The 20,055-nt window shown below is 62.6% G+C and carries 16 protein-coding genes; 7 read left to right on the top strand and 9 right to left on the bottom strand.

Annotation, left to right across the window (positions count from 1 at the left end):
- The first annotated feature begins 376 nt into the window (after positions 1-376).
- Positions 377-1,909 (top strand): FGGY-family carbohydrate kinase, encoded by a 1,533-nt coding sequence (locus ACFQEV_RS09770; RefSeq protein WP_379695343.1) that lies wholly within the window; start codon positions 377-379, stop codon positions 1,907-1,909.
- Between the two features lie 16 nt (positions 1,910-1,925).
- Here the strand turns inward: ACFQEV_RS09770 and ACFQEV_RS09765 are convergent, their stop codons facing one another.
- Positions 1,926-2,981: a 2-hydroxyacid dehydrogenase gene (locus ACFQEV_RS09765; protein WP_379695341.1), complete on the bottom strand. Its 1,056-nt coding sequence runs from the start codon at positions 2,979-2,981 to the stop codon at positions 1,926-1,928.
- A 753-nt stretch (positions 2,982-3,734) separates the two neighbouring features.
- On the opposite strand from ACFQEV_RS09765, the gene ACFQEV_RS09760 reads away from it, so the two are divergent.
- Positions 3,735-5,318 carry an FGGY-family carbohydrate kinase gene (locus ACFQEV_RS09760; protein WP_379695339.1) on the top strand — a complete coding sequence of 528 codons (1,584 nt, stop codon included), beginning with the start codon at positions 3,735-3,737 and terminating at the stop codon, positions 5,316-5,318.
- Entirely contained in the window at positions 5,319-6,401 is a 1,083-nt protein-coding gene (locus ACFQEV_RS09755; protein ID WP_379695337.1) for a DUF7973 family transport facilitator, read from the top strand.
- Positions 6,402-6,476: 75 nt separating this feature from the next.
- Here ACFQEV_RS09755 and ACFQEV_RS09750 read toward each other — a convergent pair whose 3' ends face one another.
- The 6 genes from ACFQEV_RS09750 to ACFQEV_RS09725 all read right to left on the bottom strand — a co-directional run bounded on the left by ACFQEV_RS09750 (position 6,477) and on the right by ACFQEV_RS09725 (position 13,819).
- A complete protein-coding gene (locus ACFQEV_RS09750; protein ID WP_379695335.1) occupies positions 6,477-7,190 on the bottom strand; it encodes a ThuA domain-containing protein in 714 nt (237 codons plus the stop codon).
- 140 nt (positions 7,191-7,330) lie between these two features.
- Positions 7,331-7,774, bottom strand: coding sequence for a GlcG/HbpS family heme-binding protein (locus ACFQEV_RS09745; protein WP_379695333.1), 444 nt, complete (start codon positions 7,772-7,774; stop codon positions 7,331-7,333).
- 72 nt (positions 7,775-7,846) lie between these two features.
- A complete protein-coding gene (locus tag ACFQEV_RS09740) occupies positions 7,847-9,223 on the bottom strand; it encodes an anaerobic glycerol-3-phosphate dehydrogenase subunit C (protein WP_379695332.1) in 1,377 nt (458 codons plus the stop codon).
- Positions 9,220-10,617: a glycerol-3-phosphate dehydrogenase subunit GlpB gene (gene glpB, locus ACFQEV_RS09735; protein ID WP_379695330.1), complete on the bottom strand. Its 1,398-nt coding sequence runs from the start codon at positions 10,615-10,617 to the stop codon at positions 9,220-9,222. The genes ACFQEV_RS09740 and glpB overlap by 4 nt, the downstream gene beginning before the upstream one ends.
- The gene (gene glpA, locus ACFQEV_RS09730; RefSeq protein WP_379695328.1) at positions 10,607-12,301 is read right to left on the bottom strand and encodes an anaerobic glycerol-3-phosphate dehydrogenase subunit GlpA; all 1,695 of its coding nucleotides are present in this window, start codon (positions 12,299-12,301) and stop codon (positions 10,607-10,609) included. The genes glpB and glpA overlap by 11 nt, the downstream gene beginning before the upstream one ends.
- Before the next feature lie 177 nt (positions 12,302-12,478).
- Positions 12,479-13,819, bottom strand: a complete 1,341-nt coding sequence (locus ACFQEV_RS09725; RefSeq protein WP_379695326.1) for a class II aldolase/adducin family protein — start codon at positions 13,817-13,819, stop codon at positions 12,479-12,481.
- Positions 13,820-13,968: 149 nt separating this feature from the next.
- Between ACFQEV_RS09725 and dgoD the strand changes: the two genes are divergently transcribed.
- The 4 genes from dgoD to ACFQEV_RS09705 all read left to right on the top strand — a co-directional run bounded on the left by dgoD (position 13,969) and on the right by ACFQEV_RS09705 (position 17,599).
- Entirely contained in the window at positions 13,969-15,120 is a 1,152-nt protein-coding gene (dgoD, locus tag ACFQEV_RS09720; protein ID WP_379695324.1) for a galactonate dehydratase, read from the top strand.
- Between the two features lie 101 nt (positions 15,121-15,221).
- Positions 15,222-15,989 (top strand): IclR family transcriptional regulator, encoded by a 768-nt coding sequence (locus ACFQEV_RS09715; RefSeq protein WP_379695322.1) that lies wholly within the window; start codon positions 15,222-15,224, stop codon positions 15,987-15,989.
- A 627-nt stretch (positions 15,990-16,616) separates the two neighbouring features.
- The gene (locus ACFQEV_RS09710) at positions 16,617-16,808 is read left to right on the top strand and encodes a ribbon-helix-helix domain-containing protein (RefSeq protein ID WP_379695398.1); all 192 of its coding nucleotides are present in this window, start codon (positions 16,617-16,619) and stop codon (positions 16,806-16,808) included.
- Positions 16,809-17,212: 404 nt separating this feature from the next.
- Positions 17,213-17,599 carry a hypothetical protein gene (locus ACFQEV_RS09705; protein ID WP_379695320.1) on the top strand — a complete coding sequence of 129 codons (387 nt, stop codon included), beginning with the start codon at positions 17,213-17,215 and terminating at the stop codon, positions 17,597-17,599.
- 387 nt (positions 17,600-17,986) lie between these two features.
- Here the strand turns inward: ACFQEV_RS09705 and ACFQEV_RS09700 are convergent, their stop codons facing one another.
- Together ACFQEV_RS09700 and ACFQEV_RS09695 are read right to left on the bottom strand one after the other, a co-directional pair.
- Complete coding sequence (locus ACFQEV_RS09700; protein WP_379695318.1) at positions 17,987-18,220, bottom strand: HalOD1 output domain-containing protein; 234 nt, start codon at positions 18,218-18,220, stop codon at positions 17,987-17,989.
- A gap of 1,212 nt (positions 18,221-19,432) precedes the next feature.
- A complete protein-coding gene (locus ACFQEV_RS09695) occupies positions 19,433-19,873 on the bottom strand; it encodes a hypothetical protein (protein ID WP_379695316.1) in 441 nt (146 codons plus the stop codon).
- Between the last annotated feature and the right edge of the window lie 182 nt (positions 19,874-20,055).

Genomic DNA, 20,055 nt, shown 5'->3' with positions numbered 1-20,055 from the left:
GTTCGGGAAAACAGCGGACGAATACAGATATCCGAACTGATTCGACATTCATCGAGATATCGGTCTGTATCCGTCTCTGTAACCACCGACACGTCCAAGTAACTCCCCGAAGCGACGGAGTAGACGCGAACTAGCATGGCCGAACGGATAGTCACTGAATCTATCAGATCTGGACGTTCGAATTGATACAAATAATCGGACACGTGGCAGGAATCCATTCGTCTTCTACTCGGAACGCGTACGACGAGAAAAGGCGTCTCTCGATGGACCGGTGTCGTCTCTCGGTCGAGTGCTCGACCGATTATACGCATCTCTAGTCCTCGGCACACCAATTCTTTATGGTAAATGAGGCACATTACCGTGGGGGAGGCAAGCAATGACTGAACGACTTATCGGTATAGACGCGGGTACGTCCATGATCAAGGGGGTCGCATTTTCCACCGATGGCGAGCCGCTGTACCACAGTAGCCGACAGAACAAGATACTTCGACCGAAGAGCGGGTGGCAGGAGCAGGACATGTACGCCACGTGGAGGGCGACGACTGAAGTTCTCGGCGAGATTATGGACAAGTTCGACGAGGACGAAGAGGTAGCGGCTCTCGGAGTCACCGGACAGGGCGACGGGTGTTGGCTGATCGACGAGGACGGGGAACCGGCGTACGACGCGATCCTCTGGTCCGACGGACGCGCGGACGAAATAATCGACGAGTGGCAGAGCGGATTCGTCGGTGGGCGGATCTACGATATCTGCGGCAGCGCCCAGTTCCCAGGGTCCAGTCTCGCCATCCTCATGTGGCTCAGGGAGAACGAATCCAGCGTCGTCGACGACGCCGACACGGTGTTCTTCTGTAAGGACTGGCTCAAGTACAAGCTGACCGGGACGGTCACCTCCGACCCAAGCGACATGTCCCTGCCGTACGTGGACGTCGAGGAGGTCGAGTACTCCTCGGAACTGTTCGAGTTAGTCGACGCACCGGAGCTCGAAGAGTTGCTGCCACCGTTGGCCGAACCGACCGACGTCGTCGGGCAGGTGACGGCTGAGGCCGAACGAGAGACGGGTGTTCCAGAGGGGACGCCGGTCGTCTCCGGCCTGTTCGACGTGCCCTGTTCGATGTACGGGAGCGGTGTGTCCGAGCCCGGACAGGGTTCCTCAGTCGTCGGAACGACGTCCCTGAATCAGCTGTTACTGGACGCACCCGACACGAGCCCCCACGGAGCGGGCATGACGCTCTCGCTCGGTCTCGGGGGTCGGTGGACGCGGGTGATGGCGTCGATGATCGGGACGCCGAACCTCGACTGGGCGCTCGAGGAAATCCGTGGCGAACGGGATTACAGAGCGGCCGCCACCGAGGCCCAGAACGTCCCGCTCGGTGCCGAGGGACTCCTCTATCACCCCTATCTGAGCGCGTCCGGAGAACGAGCGCCGTTCCTGAACACGGACGCTCGGGCGCAGTTCGTCGGACTCGGTCCCGACCACAGACGGGAGCACCTCATACGCGCCGTCTACGAGGGCGTCGCGCTCGCTATGAAGGACTGCTACGAACACATCCCCGACACGCCCGACACGGTGTACGTCGGCGGCGGGGGCGCGAAGTCGGAGTTCTGGTGCGAGATGTTCGCGGACTGTACCGGCGCGGAGTTCGTCGTCCCGAGCGGGGAGGAGTTCGGCGCGAAGGGCGCGGCGCTACTGGCCGGGACCGGCGTGGGACTGTACGACGACATTGAGTCGGCCATCGAAGAGACGCAGTCGACGGAACGGTCGTACAGCCCTGACCCCGAGAACGCGGACCTGTACGACGATATCTACGAGTGGTACAAGATGACCCGCGAGAACATGACCGAGGTGTGGGAGAAGCGCTCGGGCGTCGTCGGATCGCTCGAACGGATAGAGCGGACGGTCAAGTGGTGACGAGGGGGTCGCTCGCCTACTCCTTGCTCACCGTCTCCTCGTTGGCGACGTGCGACGGTTCCCGGCCGTCGAGGTAGGCTTCGATGTCGTCGACGACCATCTCCGAGTGGCGCTCGATGACTTCCTCCGTGGCTCCCCCGAGGTGCGGCGTCGTGATGACGTTGTCGAGTTCGAGGAGCGGGTGGTCCTCCGGGATCGGTTCCATGTCGTACACGTCGAGCGCGGCGCCTCGGAGACCGCCGGACCGCAACTGTTCCACGAGCGCGTCTTGGTCGATGATGGCACCGCGGGCGTTGTTGATGAAGTAGGCGCTCTCCTTCATCGCCTCGAACTCGTCGGGTCCGAGGAGCCCGCGGGTGCTCTCGGTGACCGGTACGTGGACAGTCACGACGTCGCTTCGTTCCAGTAGTACGTCGAGTTCGACTTTCTCGGTGTCGTACTCGCCCATCGTGTCGGCGTCGATGTAGGGGTCGTAGCCCAAGAGGTCGACTTCGAACCCGCTGGCTCGCTTGGCGACCTCTCGTCCGACGGCGCCTAGTCCGACGATGCCGACCGTCTTCCCGGCCAACTCCTGGCCCTTCAGTTGTACGTATGGCGACTCCCGACCCATCCCCCACGTCACGTCTTCGCGTTCGCCGCCAGAGGCGGCGTCCGCCTGCGGCGTTCCGGTGTACGTCCCCGTGCGGAGGAGGTGGTGCGCGTGAGCGATATTTCGCATCGCGCATATGATCTCTCCCCACGTGAAGTCTCCGACGCTGACTGCGTTCCGTCCGGGCGCGTACAACACCGGGATATCCTGTTCCGTCGCGGCTTCGATATCCACGTTGGCGTCCGGGCCCCCGCGGGTGGAGGCGACGAGTCGCAGGTCCGACGCCGCGTCGATGACTCGCTCCGAGACGCCCTCGTACCCGACGATGAGTATCTCGGCGTCTTCGACGAGGGCGCGGAACTCGTCTTCGGGGAGGCGGCCCTCTCGCTCCTCGATAGGTCGGTACTCGACGTCGAGTCCCAAATCGTCTCGAAGTCGGGAGAGCGCGCTCTGACTGAGATTGCCCGTTACGACCGTTTTCATGGTTCGTGTGCGTGTCGATGAGTCGGTTGGGTTCTGTCCGTTACGACGGGATCTACGTCGACGGCCGTCGAGAGTTCAGACCGTCCGCCGGGTTCGTATCTCGTGAGCATTGCTATAGCGTATCATACGCCGACGAATCGAATAAAACCACCGGCGAGCGGAAAACAATCTCCGATTCGGAGGAGGTGACGTCGCGGTTCCGAACCGAAGCCGACTGGTCTAGCTTCACGTACCGAGGACTCGACGACACGTACGCACTCGTCAGGGTTGCGTCCACTATCTCCGAACAACCGACGCTAAACAATCGGTGGCGAAACCTCGAGCGCCGAGAAAAAATCTTGACCGGAAGCGACTCCTCTGCGCGGTATCTTCGACATCTACCGACGAAACCGCCCCAGAACCGCTCTCACGGACCCCGACTTTCCCGAAGATGCGATCTGGCAGCGGAATCAGCTAGCGATAACGCCGGCCCATTACACGTCTATTCTTGTCATGCAGGACGAGACAATCCTCTCGCAGTCGATTGTACTCGTTTCGTAATAGTGGATAGAGCGCGGTAAACGCTATCACGCACCGAGTGCTGACGGCGAGAGGGCGGCGGTACTCTGTGAAGTCAGGGCGTTGCGTTCACCGATAGTGGACTACCTTCGAGTCCGGGTTTTTCCGTCAGCAGGAATAGATGGGCTCGCAGCACCAGGATTGCGGTCCTACTGGCCATAAGATATTTACTGTCAATAATGATAATGTTCTATGATGTCGCAAGTTATTATCGGCGTAGACGCCGGTACGACAGTTATCAAGTCGGTCGCCTTCACGCTCGAAGGCGAAGAGCTCTACAAGAGTAGCGTCGAGAACGCGGTCAAACGCCCCGAATCCGGATGGGCGGAGCAGTCCATGGTGACGACGTGGAAGAAGACGGCTCAGACGCTCAGCGAGGTGGAGGACCGACTGGACGAGGACGACGAAGTCGTGGCGGTCGGCGTCACTGGACAGGGCGACGGCTGCTGGCTGGTGGACGAACGCGGTGACCCGGTCAGACCGGCCATCCTCTGGTCCGACGGCCGCGCGAACTCCTACGTGCAGGAGTGGCAGGAGAACGGCGTCTCCGACGAGGTGTACGACATCTGCGGGGGAACGCAGTTCCCGGGAAGCAGCCTCGTCATCCTCCGGTGGCTTAAGGAGAACGAACCGGAGAGTTACGAGGAGGCCGACACGGTGTTCTTCTGTAAGGACTGGCTGAAGTACAAACTCACCGGCGAGTTGACCACGGACCCGAGCGACGCGTCGCTCCCCTACGTCGACGCCGAAACGGCCGAGTACTCCGACGAGGTGTTGGACGCAGTCGGAATGCCCGAAGTCGCAGAGATGCGACCCGAACTCGTCTCGGGGACGGAAGTCGTCGGCGGACTCACCGAGCACGCGGCGGTCGAAACCGGACTTCCGGAGGGAACGCCGGTCGTCTCCGGATTCATAGACATCGCCGCCTCAGCGTTCGGAAGTGGGGCCGCGCTCCCCGGCGAGGGGTCGTCCATCGTCGGGACGACGTCGGTGAATCAGACTGTCCTCGACGAGGCTCCGTCCGACGACGAACGGGCGGGGATACTGCTGACGCTCGGCGTCGAGGACGGTCTGTGGACCAAATTCATGTCCTCGATGACCGGAACGCCGAATCTCGATTGGGCCATCGAGGAGATAATGGACAAGAGCAGCTTCAACCTCGTCGAGGAGGAAGTCGAGTCGATACCCGTCGGCTCCGACGGACTCCTCTATCACCCGTTCCTCAGTTCGGCCGGCGAGCGCGCTCCGTTCCTCAACCCGAACGCCCGAGCGCAGTTCATGGGACTGACCCAAGAGCACACGCAGGCGCACCTCGTCCGCGCGGTGTACGAGGGCATCTCGCTCGCCATGCGTGACTGTTACAAGCACCTCCCGGAGAACGCCGACGAGATATACCTTAGCGGCGGCGGTGCGAACTCGGACTTCTGGTGTCAGATGTTCGCGGACTGCCTGAACGCGACCATTGTCATCCCGGCGGGCACCGAGTTCGGCGCGAAGGGGGCCGCGCTGCTCGCCGGTATCGGTACGGGGACGTACGATAGCCTCGCAGAGGCGGTCAACGCCACTTCGTCGGTCGCGCAGTCGTTTGAGCCGCGTCCCGAGAAAGTCCGCCAGTACCGACGCTGGTACGACGTGTACACCGACGCCTACGAGGCGACGTTCGAGGCATGGGACGAGCGGGTAAAGGCGCTCGAAGACCTCCGGCAGATGGAGCAGGCCGAAGCCGCCAGCCCGAGCAAGAAGACCGTCGTCGGGAAGGACACCGTTGGGGGGAGCTGAATGGTCGATTTATCCGCACTCACAGCCGGAGGTATGCTCGTCGCAGCGTTCGCCGGCGGTGCGTTCGGCGCGGCCATCGGCGGTCAACCCGCATTCATCTTCACCGGCTTTCTGGTCATCGCCGGCGAAGCCGGGAACGTGGCGGCGGAAGCCGTCGCGTCCGCGGCGAACGTCGACCCGGCGCAGGTCGGTGCACTCGGACTCACGGGGTCGATCGCGTTCGGCCCCGTGTTCGGTCCCCACATCAGTTTCGCCGCCGGCGCCGCCGCCTCGGCGTACGCCGCGAAGCGGGGATACATGGAGACGGACTTCGACTACCACCCGGCCAAGGACATCAACTACGCGTTCGGTACGAAGCCGGACGTCCTCTTGGTCGGCGGGTTGTTCGGTGTGGCCGGGTACCTGATGGCGCAGGCGATGATGGCGTTCGCACTCCCCTGGGACCCCATCGCCATGGCTGTCGTCCTCTCGGCGGTCCTCCACCGGGTGGCGTTTGGCTACGACCTGATCGGCCAGCCCAGCGAGGGCCTGCTGAACATGCGGCCGTTCGCAGAAGAGCGGCTTCGAAACGAGGGGCAGGGCGTGACCGACGGCGGGCAGGCCCACGGCGGCCCGATGAACCGGTTGCTCGTTGAGCCGTGGCTCCCGCAGCAGTACAAGTGGCTGAACGTCGGACTCCTCGGCCTCGTCGTCGGCGTTCTCGGCGCGTACATCGGCTACGCGACGGGGAGTGTCTACCTCGGATTCGGCATCAGCGCCTTCTCGCTCGTCTTCCTGAGCATCGGCATCGAGAACGTCCCGGTCACGCACCACATCACGCTGCCGTCCAGCACGGCGGCGTTCGCGATGGCCCCGGAAGGGACGTCGGTCGGGTCTCTCCCGCTTATCGAGGTAGCGCTCGTCGGCGCGGCGATAGGCGTCGCGTGCGCACTGTTCGGCGAACTGTTCCAGCGCGTCTTCTACGCCCACGGTGACACCCACCTTGACCCGCCCGCGGCGGCCATCGTCTTCGGGACGTTCCTCGTCGCGGTGCTGGCCGCGCTCGGAGTGTTTCCGGGCAGTTCGTGGGTCCCCGCGCTCTGAGGGGAGACACGCGTCCGAGGTAGTGACGACGGTCGCGTCGAAAACAGACGTTCGAGACTCCCGTGATGCGGGCAGCTACTCGGAGGGCCCGACGGCGCGGTTCTCGGTCGCCGTCTCGCCGCGGCCGCCCCGGGCGGCCCACCTGACGGCGTTGTCGATGACGTCCTGTACAACCGACTCCTCGTACACCGGGTACGTCTCGTGACCGGGACGGAAGTAGAATATCCGCCCGTTGCCGCGGTGGTAACAGCACCCCGAGCGGAACACCTCGCCGCCCTCGAACCACGAGACGAACACCAGGCGGTCCGGCTCCGGCACCGCGAACGGTTCGCCGTACATCTCCGCCTCCGGGACGACGAACGACTCGTCGAGGCCGTCGGCGACTGGGTGGCTCGGGTCCACCGTCCACACCCGTTCGCGTTCGCCGGACTCCCGGTACGCGAGCGAACACGGGGTGCCCATGAGTCGCTTGAACACCTTCGAGAAGTGCGACGAGTGGAGCGGAACGAACCCCATCCCGTCGTAGATGCGCTCGCAGACGCGTTCGACGATCTCGTCCTCGACGTCCTCGTGCGCCCGGTGCTCCCACCAGACCAACACGTCCGTGTCGTCGAGGACGTCGGTCGTTAGTCCGTGCTCCGGTTCGTCGAGCGTCGCGACCCGAACGTCGTGTCCCCGTTCCCTGAGGGCCGGCGCGAGGACGGCGTGAATCCCGTCGGGGTACACTTCCGCGACGTCGTCCTCCGTTTGCTCCTGTACGTACTCGTTCCAGACGGTGACGGACACCATACGCGACCCACGCGGGAGAGGGGTCTAAAACTATCGACGCTCGGGGTGCTTCGAGCGGCGACTCCGCATCCGGAGCGCCGAAAGAAGAAGAACGGACACTCGCGGGTCGTTCGCGCCGTACGGACGAGAGAGCGCGACCGTCAGTCGTCAGCCGAGACTGCGTCGGATTCGACGAGTTCGTTCCACTCGTTGACGCCGGCTTCGGCGACGTCGCGGTCCTGCGATACCTCGCCGCCGGAGACGCCGATGGCGCCGACGACTTCTCCGTCCTTCTCAAGCGGATAGCCGCCGCCGAAGACCACCATGCGACCCTCGTCGCGCGTATCGAGTCCGTAGAGGGAGTTCCCCGGTTCGGACGCCTCGGCCAGTTCGTGGGTCGGCATATCGAGCGCGGCGGAGGTGTACGCCTTGTTTCGGGAGATGTTGACCGAGGCCAACCACGCGCCGTCCATTCGGTGCTGCGCGACGAGGTTCCCCTCGCTGTTGGTGACCGCGATGACCATCGGGTTGTCTATCTCGTCGGCTCGCTCCTCGGCCGCTTCGATGAGTTGCGTCGCTGTCTCTAGGGGGATGGATTCAACCATACACGACCATAGACCGCGCGTATCCACATAAATCCCGTGCCTCCCTCGCCGAACGGGCGCGGGTAGGTGCCGTCAGTCGACGAGTGCGTCTTCGAGCAACTCGAGCGGGTGGTAGATGTCGTAGCCGGTGCCGTGTTCCATCTGCATCGCGCACGTCGGGCACTCGGTCATGCCGGCCTCCCCCTCGGCGTGCTTCATGTGTTCGAACATCTCCTCGCCTATCTTCATCGAGGTGTCGTACTTCTCCTCCTTCCAGCCGTAGGTGCCGGAGATGCCGGAACAGGAGTCGCCGACGTCCTCGACGCGGACGCCGTCGACGTCACGGAACAGTTCGACGGCCTGCCGGTGGAGTCCCTGATTACGGGCGTGACACGGACCGTGGTACCCGAACGACTGTCCGTCGAGTTCGGCGTCGGCGAGTTCGCCCTCCAAGTCTTCGTAGATGCGGAGGTACTCGACCGCCTCGAACGTGTTGTCGGAGACGTCTTCGACGCCGTCGATGTCGAATAGTTCCGGGTACTCCTGTCGGAGCGACAGCGAACAGGAGGTACAGGAGGCGATGACGTCCGCGCCGTCGGCGATGGCCGACGCGAGGTTCTCGACGTTCGTCTCCGCGTCCCTCCGAGCGTCGTCGAGCATCCCGTTGGCGAACATCGGCGTTCCGGAGCACTTCTGCGGCGGGACGAGTATCTCGTAGCCGAAGTGCTCGAAGACGCGGACCATCGCCTTCGCGACTTCGGGCGTGTTGTAGTTCGAGTAACAGCCGTGGAAGTAGGCGATTCGCTTCTCCGAGCTCTGAACGTGCGCGCCGCCGCGCTCGCGCCACCACTCGCGGAACGTCTGCTCGGCGAACTCGGGGAACTCCCGCTCTTTCGTGACGCCGAGGACCTTCTCCATCACCCACCGCGCGGGCCCGAAGTTCATCGCGAAGTTGGCGAGTTGCGGTACCTTCGAGGCGAGTTCGGCGGACGTGCGGTAGTTCGAGAGGATGCGGTTACGGACGTACTCCGTCGAGAGCGCGTCCATCTGGTCGTCGACGTACTCGCCGCGCGCCTCGTTGTGCATCTGCGAGAGCGGAACGTCCGACGGGCACGCCGAGTCACAGCGCATGCAGTTTGAGCACGACATGATGGAGCCGTCGATATCGGCGTCCTCTTTCCGCTTGAGTCGCCACTGCTCGGGGCCCTGGAACTTCGGTCCGGGGAACTCTTCATCCACCTCCGCGACCGGACACGACGTGTCGCACGTCGTGCACTTGTAGCAGTTGTCCGCGCCGGCCCGCAGGTCGAGGTTCCCCTCCGGGAACACCTCCGTCACGTTGGTGTCCTCCTCCGGTATCGCGCCCTCGCGGCCGGGGGCGGCGGTGACGCCGCCGTCGGTCACTCGGTGCTGTTCAGGTTGGTCGCCTGGTCGGTGCGTGTCGTCCGTTTCGTCGGTTCGGTCGGTCATCGTCGTATCTCCGTCGTGTTCGAATCTGTGGTCGGTTCTCGGTCCGTTCTCGCGGCTTCACGGCCGGCGATGATTCCGGTCGCCAGCGAGACGCCGCTCGCGGACTTCTCGCGCGCGACGTCCGCGCCGCCGACCACCGCGCCGGCGGCGTACAGGTTGGCGAACTCCGGGTCGCCGCCCGCGTCGAGCGGTCGCATCGCCTTGCTCGGTTCGACTCCCAACCGAGCGTACGCGTGGTCGCCGAACGCGTCGTCTACGAACCAGTCGTAGCGGTCCTCGGGTTGGGGGACGTGACAGCCGAACACCGGCTCCTGCACCGCGTTTCGGTCGGAACCGAGTCCCTTCCCCACGAGGCCGCCCGTGGCGAGGACGAACGTGTCGGCCGCGTACGGCACCTCCCTCCCCTTCCGGTCGACGAGAACCGATCCGAGGCGATCCGGCGCGCCGTCGGCTGTCTCGTAGCCGACGACCGGGTTTCCGGTCTCGTACTGGACACCCTCGTCGTCGAGCGCCGCGTACAGCCGGTCCTCCAACCGGAGTCCGAGGAGGCTCGGCGGTCCCATCGGAATCTCGAACACGTCGCCCCCGAGTCTGTCGCCGAGTTCGGCGCGGACCTCGCGGGTGTTCTCGTCGCCGAGAAGCGCGGGGAAGCCGACCCGCTCCGCGTCTCCGACATGCGGTTCGACCGCTTCGGCGAGGGCCCGACGGGCCGGCGTGCCGTCGATGTGTTCGTCGTGGTCGAGCGCCTTCGCGAAGCGAGTCACCTTCGCGTCCGCCGGAAACGTCTCCGCGTATCTGACTTCGGCCCCGGCGACGTCGAAGGGAACGCCGGCGGCGTCGAGGGTGTCCGCAACCATTCGAGCGTCGAACTCGGTGAACGACCGGAAGCCGACCACGAGCATCGACCGGTTCTCGCTTGCGAGGCCCGCAGCCACCGAACGGGGGTACCGGGCGGTCGGTTTCACCGCTCCGCCGAAGGTGGGGACGAGCGCGTTCTGGTCGGTGTGTCCGCCCGCGTACGCGTCGCCGAGCAACTCGTCGAACAGCGAGAGGCCCTCACGGAGCGCTTCCTCGCCGACGAGCGAGTAGGGGTGGTCGTCGGGTAGCTCGCCGAACTCGTCGTAGGGGCTGACCAGCGGCCCCTTGTACTCGCCTCGGTTCGAGCGCACCTCGCGGAAGTCCTTCCGCTCTTGGGAGATGTACTCGGACTGCCCGGCGGGAGACGACCGCTCGGGGACGTAGCCGAGGGCGTCGATCAGTCCCGACGCCTGTCTGAGCGAGGTTTTCTTGTGAGAGACGAGGCGGACGTCCGCGCCCGCTCGGGCGGCCGCGACGGCACTGGTCATCCCGGCGAGTCCCCCGCCGACGACGAGGACGTCGCTCTCAATCGCCACGGGTACCCTCCGTCGTACGAGCGGTCGGCCCCGAATCGAAGGCCCCGTAGTCCACGTCGTCGTCGCTGACGGCGGGGTTCGCGTCCCGACTCATCGTCGTCGCGTGGAGCATGTGGTTCAGCATCGCCTGCGAGAGCTGTTCCCCCCAGAGCGTGTGTCGCTGTCCCTTCCACCGCTCTTGGTACAGTTCATCGACGGCGTCCCGGGCCGTCTCCCCGTCGTATTCCCCGTACAGTTCGGCCCCGATGCGGTGCGTGCAGAACCCGCCTTGACAGTTCCCCATCGAGGCCCGCGTCCGGAGTCGCACGCCGTTGAGGTCCGCGCCGACCTGGTCGATGGCGTCGCATATCTCCGCGCGCGTGACCGCCTCACACTCGCAGACCGTCGGGTTCGGCCCGTCGACGTCCAGCACCTCCGGCGCTCGGTCGCCGAGTCGCTGGGAACTCCGACGGGCGATGGGCGACCGGAGGTCGAACTTGTCCATGCGTTCGTCGAGGGCGGACGGGTCGCTACTTCCCGGAAGCGGTACCTCGTGCGTCCGGCAGTCGGCGTCGACGCCGAGGACGTCGCAGACGTGGTCGGTGACCGACTCGGCCATCTCCCTGTACGTGGTCAGCTTTCCGCCGACCACGGAGGCGAATCCCTCGACGCCGTCGCGTTCGGCGTGGTCGAGGACGAAGTAGTTCCGGGTGACGTCGCCGGGGTCCGTCGTCGATGCAGGGTCGGGGTCGTACAGGGGTCGCACGCCCCAGTAGGCGCGGATCATGCGGGCGTCCTCGACGACCGGGACCATCTCGGAGGCAATGTCTATCATCATGTCGACCTCCCACTGCTCTTCGGGGTAGTCGTCTGGGTCGTCCACGGGGTCGTCGTTCGCACCGAGCAAAACCGTCGTCTCGTGCGGGATGATGGTGTCGCCCTCCCCCTTCGGGAGACAGCGGTTGATGACCGTATCGAGTTGACGGACGTTCGTGACGACCATCGCTCCCTTCGAGATGGCCATCTCCAGTTCGATGTCGGCCATCTCGGCCAGTTGCCCCGCCCACGCGCCGGTCGCGCTGACGACGTAGTCGGCGTCGATGGTCTCGACGTCGCCCTCGTTCCCCTCGCCGAGGTAGTTCGGTCCCTGCCGCTCGATTTTCACGCCGGTGACGGTTCCGTCGTCGACTACGATATCCACCACCTCCGCGTGCGTCTCGACGGTCGCGCCCTCGTCAACGGCGGCGGCGGCGTTGGCGACGCAGAGCCGAAACGGGTCTACCGCGCCGTCGGGGACCCAAATCGCGCGCGTCACCTCCTCGGTGAGGTAGGGTTCGCGGCGACGGGCCTCCTCGCCGGAGATGACCTCCGTCGGGATGTCGCACTCGGCGCACCCCTTTAACTTCTCCTCGAAGTACTCGTCGGAGTCGCCCTCGAGTTGGACGAACAACCCGCCCGTGTCCTCGATACAGTGACCGGCGATCCGGTGGAGAATCCGGTTCTCTCGCATGCAGTCGATCGCGCTCTCTTGGTCGCTGACGGCGTAGCGAGCGCCACTGTGGAGGTGTCCGTGAGTCCGGCCCGTGGTCCCCTCGGTGAGGTTACCCCGCTCGACGAGCGTCACGTCGAACCCCCGCATCGCGAGGTCGCGGGCCGTTCCCGTGCCGGTCGCTCCCCCGCCGATGACGACTACTGAGTGACTCATTTGATTATGAGGTCTCACGGCTACCGCCACCATAATTGTTGCGCCGACGGAATACGGCCTCTCACGCCGGGCACGGTCGCTTCGGCGGTTCCGCTGCGGTCTACCGACCTATGTCACGAGCGAGAGTTGGATCGAGGCGGCCGGCGGACACGCGCCGACCGCGTTCGAGACCCCACCTTAGTGGTCCTGCCCGTAGTCGGCGAATCGGTCCAGCAGGGTGTCGATCTCCTCGTCGGGGAGCAGCGACGGCTCGCCGACGTTGAGCGCTTGATACTGGATGCGCGCACAGTACTCGACCATCAGCGCCACTTCGAAGGCCTCCGCGACGGTGTCGCCGACGGCGACGACGCCGTGGTTCTCGAGCAAACAGGCGTTGTACTCGTCGCCCAGCGCGTCCAGCGCGGAGTCCGCGAGCGCCTGCGTGGCGTGCGTCTCGTAGGATGCGACGGGGATCTGGTCGCCGACGAACGCAACGAGGTAGTGCGAGGCGGGGACGGGTTCGCCGAGGCTTGCGAAGGTGCTGGCGTACGGGGAGTGGTTGTGGACGACTGCGCCCACGTCGTCGCGTTCACGGAGGATGCCCGTGTGCATATGAATCTCGCTGGACGGCTCCCGCTTCCCCGCCACCCGCTCGCCGTCCAGCGTGACGACCGGGACGTCTTCGGGCTCTATCTCGTCGTAGGGTATCCCCGACGGGCTGATAGCCACGAGGTCGCCGTTCTGTGCGCTGATGTTTCCGCCGGTCCCCTCGGTCAGTTCCTGACGGAGCATCTCTCGGCCGTGCCGACTCACTGCCGCGCGCTGCGATTCGAGTTCCGCGATTCTGTCGTCGGGGACGTCAGCGCCGGCGGACGGTTCGCTTCCGCCATCGTCGGAGTTCGCCTGCCCGTAGTCGGCGAACTTCTCCACCAAGGTGCCGATCTCCTCGTCGGGGAGCAGCGACGGTTCGCCGACGCTGAGCGCTTGGTAGTGGATGCGCGCGCAGTACTCGACCATCAGCGCCACTTCGTACGCATCCTCCGCCGTCGCGCCGGTCGCCAGCACGCCGTGGTTCTTGAGCAAACACGCGTTGTACTCGTCACCCAACGTCTCGAGCGCCACCTCCGCGAGTTCGGCCGTTCCGTACGTCTCGTAGGATGCGACGGGGATCTGGTCGCCGACGAACGCGATGAGGTAGTGCGAGGGGCCGACCGGTTCGTCGATGCTCGCGAAGGTGCTGGCGTACGGGGAGTGGTTGTGGACGACTGCGCCCACGTCGTCACGTTCACGGAGGACGTCCGTGTGCATTCGGTACTCGCTCGACGGTTTCCGGTCGCCTTCGACTTGTTCGCCGTGGATGTCGAGGACGGGGACGTCTTCAGGCTCTATCTCATCGTAGGGCATCCCTGACGGGCTGATGGCGACGTTCCCGTCGTCCGTCCTGACGCTGATGTTACCCCCGGTCCCCTTGGTGAGACCGTCGGACAACATCCGTTTGCCGAGTTCGCTGACTACTCGTCTGGGTTCGTTCACCGTCATGGTCGTGTTATTTCGACAGGAGGTGTTAACTCTATGGGTGGTGCGACTCGCGCGCCGCGGTGCGTCGTTTCGGTGGCGGGTCGGGCGACGCGCCTATCGCATTCGAGGGTCGCACAAGCTACTTTATGGTCCCCTGCGTCGTCCCGGACATGGAAATCACGGGTTATGAACTGTTCGAGGTTCCGCCCCGATGGGTCTTTCTGAAGCTCGAGACGGACGCGGGCGTCTGCGGTTGGGGGGAGCCGATCGTCGAGGGGCACGCGAAGACGACGAAGGCGGCGGTCGAAGAGATGATCGACAACTATCTCCTCGGGAAGGACCCACTCGAAATTGAGCGTCACTGGCAGGCGCTGTACCGCGGGCGGCACTTCCGCGGTGGACCGATCCTCATGAGTGCTCTCGGCGGAATCGACCAAGCGCTCTGGGACATCAAGGGCAAGCACTACGGCGCACCGGTGTACGACTTACTGGGCGGGCGGGCGCGAGACAGAATCCGCGTCTATCAGTGGGTAGGCGGCGACACGCCGGACGCGGTCGCTCGGGCCGCGGTGGAGGAGGTGGAGAACGGCTATCGGGCGCTGAAGATCTCGGTCGTCTCGCAGCTCAAGCGAATCGACACGCCGGCGGCGGTGGAACACGTCCGCGACCGGCTCGAAGCCGTCCGAGACGAAGTGGGCGACGACGTGGACGTCGCGGTGGACCTCCGCGGACGAGTCACCAGTGGGATGGCGAAGTGGATCGCCGCGGAACTCGACCAGTATGACCCGATGTTCTACGAGGAGCCCGTGCTTCCCGAACACGCGGGCACGCTTCCGCGCATCGAGTCGCACACCAAGGTGCCGCTCGCGACCGGGGAACGGCTTTACTCGCGATGGGATTTCAAGCAGACGCTCGGTTCGGGTGCTGTCGACGTCCTTCAACCGTCGCCCTCCCACGCGGGCGGCATCTCCGAAGTCAGGAAGATAGCGACGGCCGCGGAGTCGGAGGACGTCCTCGTCTCGCTTCACTGTCCCCTCGGACCGATATCGTTCGCGTCGTGCGTCCAGTTGGACACGACGCTGCCGAATGCAATCGTCCAAGCGCAGAATCTGGAGATTCACCAGACGGCTGAGAACGACCTGTTGAACTACCTCGAGGACCCGAGCGTGTTCGGATTCGAGGAGGGGTACGTCTCCGCGCCCGACGCCCCGGGCCTCGGCGTCGAAATCGACGAGAAACTCGTCCGCGAACAATCGAAGTCGCGAGTTGATTGGCAGAGCCCGGTGTGGTATCACGACGACGGGAGCATCGCCGAGTGGTAGCGCTCCCCCGCCGGACTATCCGGAAATAGTGAATCGAAATTCGGGCGCGCTGTTCGGAAATAGTGAACAATTATATGTGCCGTTGCTGTATCCGTTGACACATGAGAGAGAACGGCGACCCGCCCGTCAAGGCGACGACGACGAGCGCGCAAGTGTTAGATGCGCTCGTGGAACTGGGCGAAGCGAACCTCACCACCGTCGAGAACGAAGTCGAACTCTCGAAGAGTTCGGTCCACAACCATCTGGAGACGCTCAGACATCTTGGCTTCGTAGTCAAAGAGCACCGCAAGTACCGACCCAGTCTCCGCTTCTTCGAGATCGGCTCGTCCGTTCGCTCCGGGTTTCCCCTCTACCGAGTCGGCCGACGGGAGGTAGACCGGTTAGCGCAGACGTCCGGTCTCGCGGCCGGTCTGACGGTGATCGAACGCGACGCGGGAATCTGTCTCTACGAGTCAACCGGTCAGAAGGTGGAGACGCCGCCGGTCGCGGAGGGAGAGACCGTTCCTCTCCACTGTACTGCGCCCGGGAAAGCTATGCTGGCGAACCTCCCGGACGACGAACTGGAGTCGGTACTTGACGCGCAGGATGTCGAACCGTTCACCGAACATACGATTACTGATCTGCCGCACCTCCGAAAAGAACTTGAGACGGCACAGACACGCAGACTAACGTCCGACCGCGAAGAGTGGCGGACTGACCTGCGCGGTCTCGCCGCCGGAATCACCGACCCCGAGGGGCTGACGTTCGGAGCAATATACGTGCTCAGTCCGCCCGAGAGTATGTCCGGAAAACGCTTTCAGCAGGACATTCCCGGCCTCATCATCAGCTCGGCGAACAAGATTCGGAAGGCTCTCCGAAACACCTCATAGCGTTCCTGTAGACCGTTTTCTTGGTAGAAGAGATGCTAAACCCGGCGGGCCAGACCTGAGCCGAACTCAAGTTCGACTAAGAGGGCAGACTACCTGGGAAGAGGAGTGTCCATCCGAGCATTCCTCGAACGGAACCATCGAACGTGTTCCTGCCCCCAATTCGGTGTCCACTATATCTGAACGCTAGACGAAATGGTTAGTATACATGGGATAAGCATTGAGTTACAGTACTAGATCTGTAATGGGCGGTGAGAGATTACGGAGTTTTCATACAATCTATTATATTTGAGTACTGGAAAATAACCTCACGGTATATCGTAGTTTGTGTGAGTAAATTCAACCTTATTTTTGGCGAAGCTGCCGAGACGAGGCCGAGAGAACTCGGATTCCCGGTATCGAATCGAGTATAGATGGACGTCGGGGAGTCACAGCGAGAACTGCTACACCGACGTGACCACGCGGACAGACGTACCAATCACAGAACGTCGCCCCGAGGAAGGGGAGAATCGGTAAGAGAGATAAATAATACGTATTTAAATGGTAGGACGGACAAATGGATCCAAGAGCGCATTCGGCTTCGAACTGTCCGTGGCCTCGTAGGACGGATACAGAGATAGTGAATTGGATATTTTTGCGCAAACAGTTCGTTCGCGTCCGTCGACCGAGGGCATCGACGCAACGTGGGAAGAACAAGGGTTCAATTCCCGAAGCGAATTCCTTCGCTACGCAGCTCGTAACGCCATCAAGCACCTCGAGTTCTCACGAGAAGGGTGGAAGCAGACCACAGCGAACGAACACGTGGTCAAGAAATTCTTATGAGCTGCCCGCTGTCGGAAGACAGTCTCTAGTCGAGTCGATTAGTGTGGTCTGGTTATCTGGAGGAGTTCTTGAGTACGACCGAGACGAGAACGTGGTCGCGCTCACTGATCAGGTACGCTATCTGACTCCGTGGATAGAGGCCGTCCCCGACGGATAAAGCCGCGCAGAGAGCTGGTAAACCGTTCATGATCAGAATGGCTATGGGGCTGTTTGGATTCTGGGGTTGGCTAGTGAATAGAGCTTGTTTAGTTCACATGCTTCACTTGATATATTAATCTATTTGGGGTTCTGTTTAACCTCGGATAAAGAAGCCGGGTTCCCCAACTACTGTTTCCCCGAAACGGCGGCGTACATGTCTCTAGGTCCGAGAAAAGGCTCTTTGAACAGCGGTATGTATGAGTAGTATGTCGGTCGCTTCGACGTATCAAAATTTTCTCGCTGACGACGGCGTCCCCGTTCAGGACGTCACGCTCACCGACGACGGTGAATTGGTTGTAACCTCCCACACGCATACCGACGGCAGAGACCGCGACGACCAAATTCGCCGCGCGGTCATTTACTACTGGCTGATTTACGACGAGACGGACGTCAGGCCGCTTACCTACCGCCTCGTCGACGCCGAGAGTGGCATTGGACTCGTCTGTACGTGCCAGCCCAATTGGACCGCCGCGGCGGTGGCGTCGGCCGATGAGTTAGATGAAATGAGCCGCGTGAAACACGATGTCCTCGCCTACGTCCGCGAGACGGTCGAAGAGGTCACCGTCGAGAATCTCGACGACTACGCCGGCTGACGCTTGTTCCACCCCACGGACTGTCGAGTAGAATCAGTTCATCGGTGAGGTGCGGCGGCGACTCTGCCGGCGCTCCTCTTCGAGTGCGCGCTTGACGGCGTCGCGGATGCACTGTTCGTCGCCGTTGCCTTCAACCGTCACCTCTACCGACCGGTTGTCCTCGTACTTCTGAATCGTCTGCCCGCCGCTCGACGACGCCGGCGAACTCCCCGTACTCGACGAGGACGCGCCAGGGAGGTTGCCCGTCGTCGCGGGGATATTACCTGCACCGAGGGTGCCGCCTCCGGGTGCTCAGACGTCCGACGGTGAACGCGCCCTTCGACACGCCGCGCGGCAGGCACTCGGGCCAATGCACTACGGCCAGCGAGAAGAATAGGAATGACGAAACTAATTCTTCAGTTGAGAAGGAATCCTCTGCGTGACCATTACCTCCCCATCCCCTCGGACAGTTACTTTGTGCCCGCAGTAGCAAAACATGATAGTAGTGGTTTCATCCTCCACCGAGTTAACGAACTCCGCGAGTATTTCAGGGTCAATTGTTTCGTAGAGAGGCGGAAGATCACGTGATGGTGTATTTATTTCAGAGATTATATTCTCGATAATTTGCGTAGATGAGGCCATATAAGGGTTAAGACGGGTTAATTGGAAAGGTTAGTGGCTGATTATGTAAGGAAGAGGGTGACACCTCAACAGAGGGGGCTCTACTGCCGCGAACCCCCGGGGTCGGTCAGTCGTCGGTGGTGCAGCGGCGGACGGCGACGAGGGCGTCCTCCCATCTTCGGGGTGTTCGCCATCTTTGTGGCAGTAGTAGTCGGAATCAGTGTGTCCGTGACGTCGTCTTCTAAGTTTGTCACCTACGCGACCATAGGCGACTATGGCACCACTGGCATAACAGGGAGAACAGGCCCGTTGGCTCACCGTCGGAAATACGAAAGGCGGCGTCGGGAAGGCTCTTATCGCCATTAACGTCACCGGTGCGCTCAACGCCTGTGCCATGACACCTTGCCTGTCGACGCTGACCCTCAAGGGAACGCCGCTGAGGGCCTCAGTCTCCTCTTCGGTTTTCTGATATACCGAATCGGGAACGGGACGTGGTCTACTTCCTCGAAAGAACGTATACCTCTCACCTTGATACTTAGCAAAAATGCCTATCCAAGTGGAATCAGTGTCTGGCGTGTGACAACCCACGTCCGATGTGAGTCATGCGGTTGCACGCTTCTAGCGTTCTGTTCGTTAGGTCCGAAACCAATAGGGGGAGATGCGTGCCCGAAATGCGGGGGGACGGAGTTTTCCTTTCTCGAAGACTAACCCTCTATCAATCGATTTCGTATTTCTTCTTCGTCCCCGGTCCTCCGATTTATGCAGGAGAGGACGGTCTCGACGGCGTTTTGCTGTCGATGAGTGTCAGAAACTCCTGGAGAAGCCTTTTGTCTGCTGTGATGATATGGGTGGCATAGATTGAAGAGTTCCCAGACTTAGCCATTATGACAAAGAAACATCCAGAAACAGGGGGTGAGCCAGAGGTATTTGCAAAATGCACCGACTGTAAGAGCATCTATCCAGCCCAAGAACAGAAGAACGGGGAGTACCGTCCGATCGGGACTAAGGGGATGTGTTCTTGTGGTAATGACGAATTTAAACTTGCAGTCTGAAGAGACGGCGAGTGGATCCCAATCAAGAAATGTGGTGTAGCACTACGCTGAGGATATACGTCACAAGGTATCGCACCATTCTGATATTCTAAGGGCAAACGGCGGATAAAGTTGTGTGACCAGTTGGGTGACACTCGTCCAGATTTTGATAAGACCATACATTCTACTTTGCAACCGTTCGTCAGTAACCGACGTCGGTGGCGAGGTCGGCGTCGTGCCGCTTCGTGAGGACGGCCGCGAGGGCGTCAAAGCATTCGTGCAGTTGTTTCTTGGTTCGGGACTCCCCGGCCGGGACGCCGTCACTCGGGAGGATACCACACTCCGGGCAGTGGAGTTGTTCGCCCCCGGGCTTCCGGCGGCCGTCGACCGTCGTCTCCGGGGCATAGTCGCGGGCCGCGCCAGGGGCGTCGGCGTACCCGTCGGGAAACTCCCGTCGGAGTTCGTGAAAACACCACGGGCAGAGTTGGGTTGCCGCGAGGTCGGTGACTAACTCATAGGCGTCGTCAGGGTCAAAGTCGAGATACGTGCGGTTCTGAGAGTCGGGGGCTTCTGCGATAGGAGAGGAATCGGCCATGTGTCTGAGAGTAGAGTCGGCAAATCGGGCGGTCGGAAGGCTGTTCATCGGCCATCGGGTGTCGGAGAGAGGCAGAAACTAAGGCCTCGCCAGTGGGGTCATCGGCCCGGGGTACCCCGACGTTCATGGAATTGATTGTTTGTGTGAACGGGGTAGCCACCGGGCGGGCGCGCCGCTCCCATGGGGTTTGGTTTCGTAATGGGGCGTCCGTCGGAATACCCCCTCCCATG

It is taken from the genome of Halopelagius fulvigenes (assembly GCF_042662625.1).
GTDB lineage: Archaea > Halobacteriota > Halobacteria > Halobacteriales > Haloferacaceae > Halopelagius > Halopelagius fulvigenes.
This window is presented reverse-complemented; position numbering and strand designations above follow the sequence as displayed.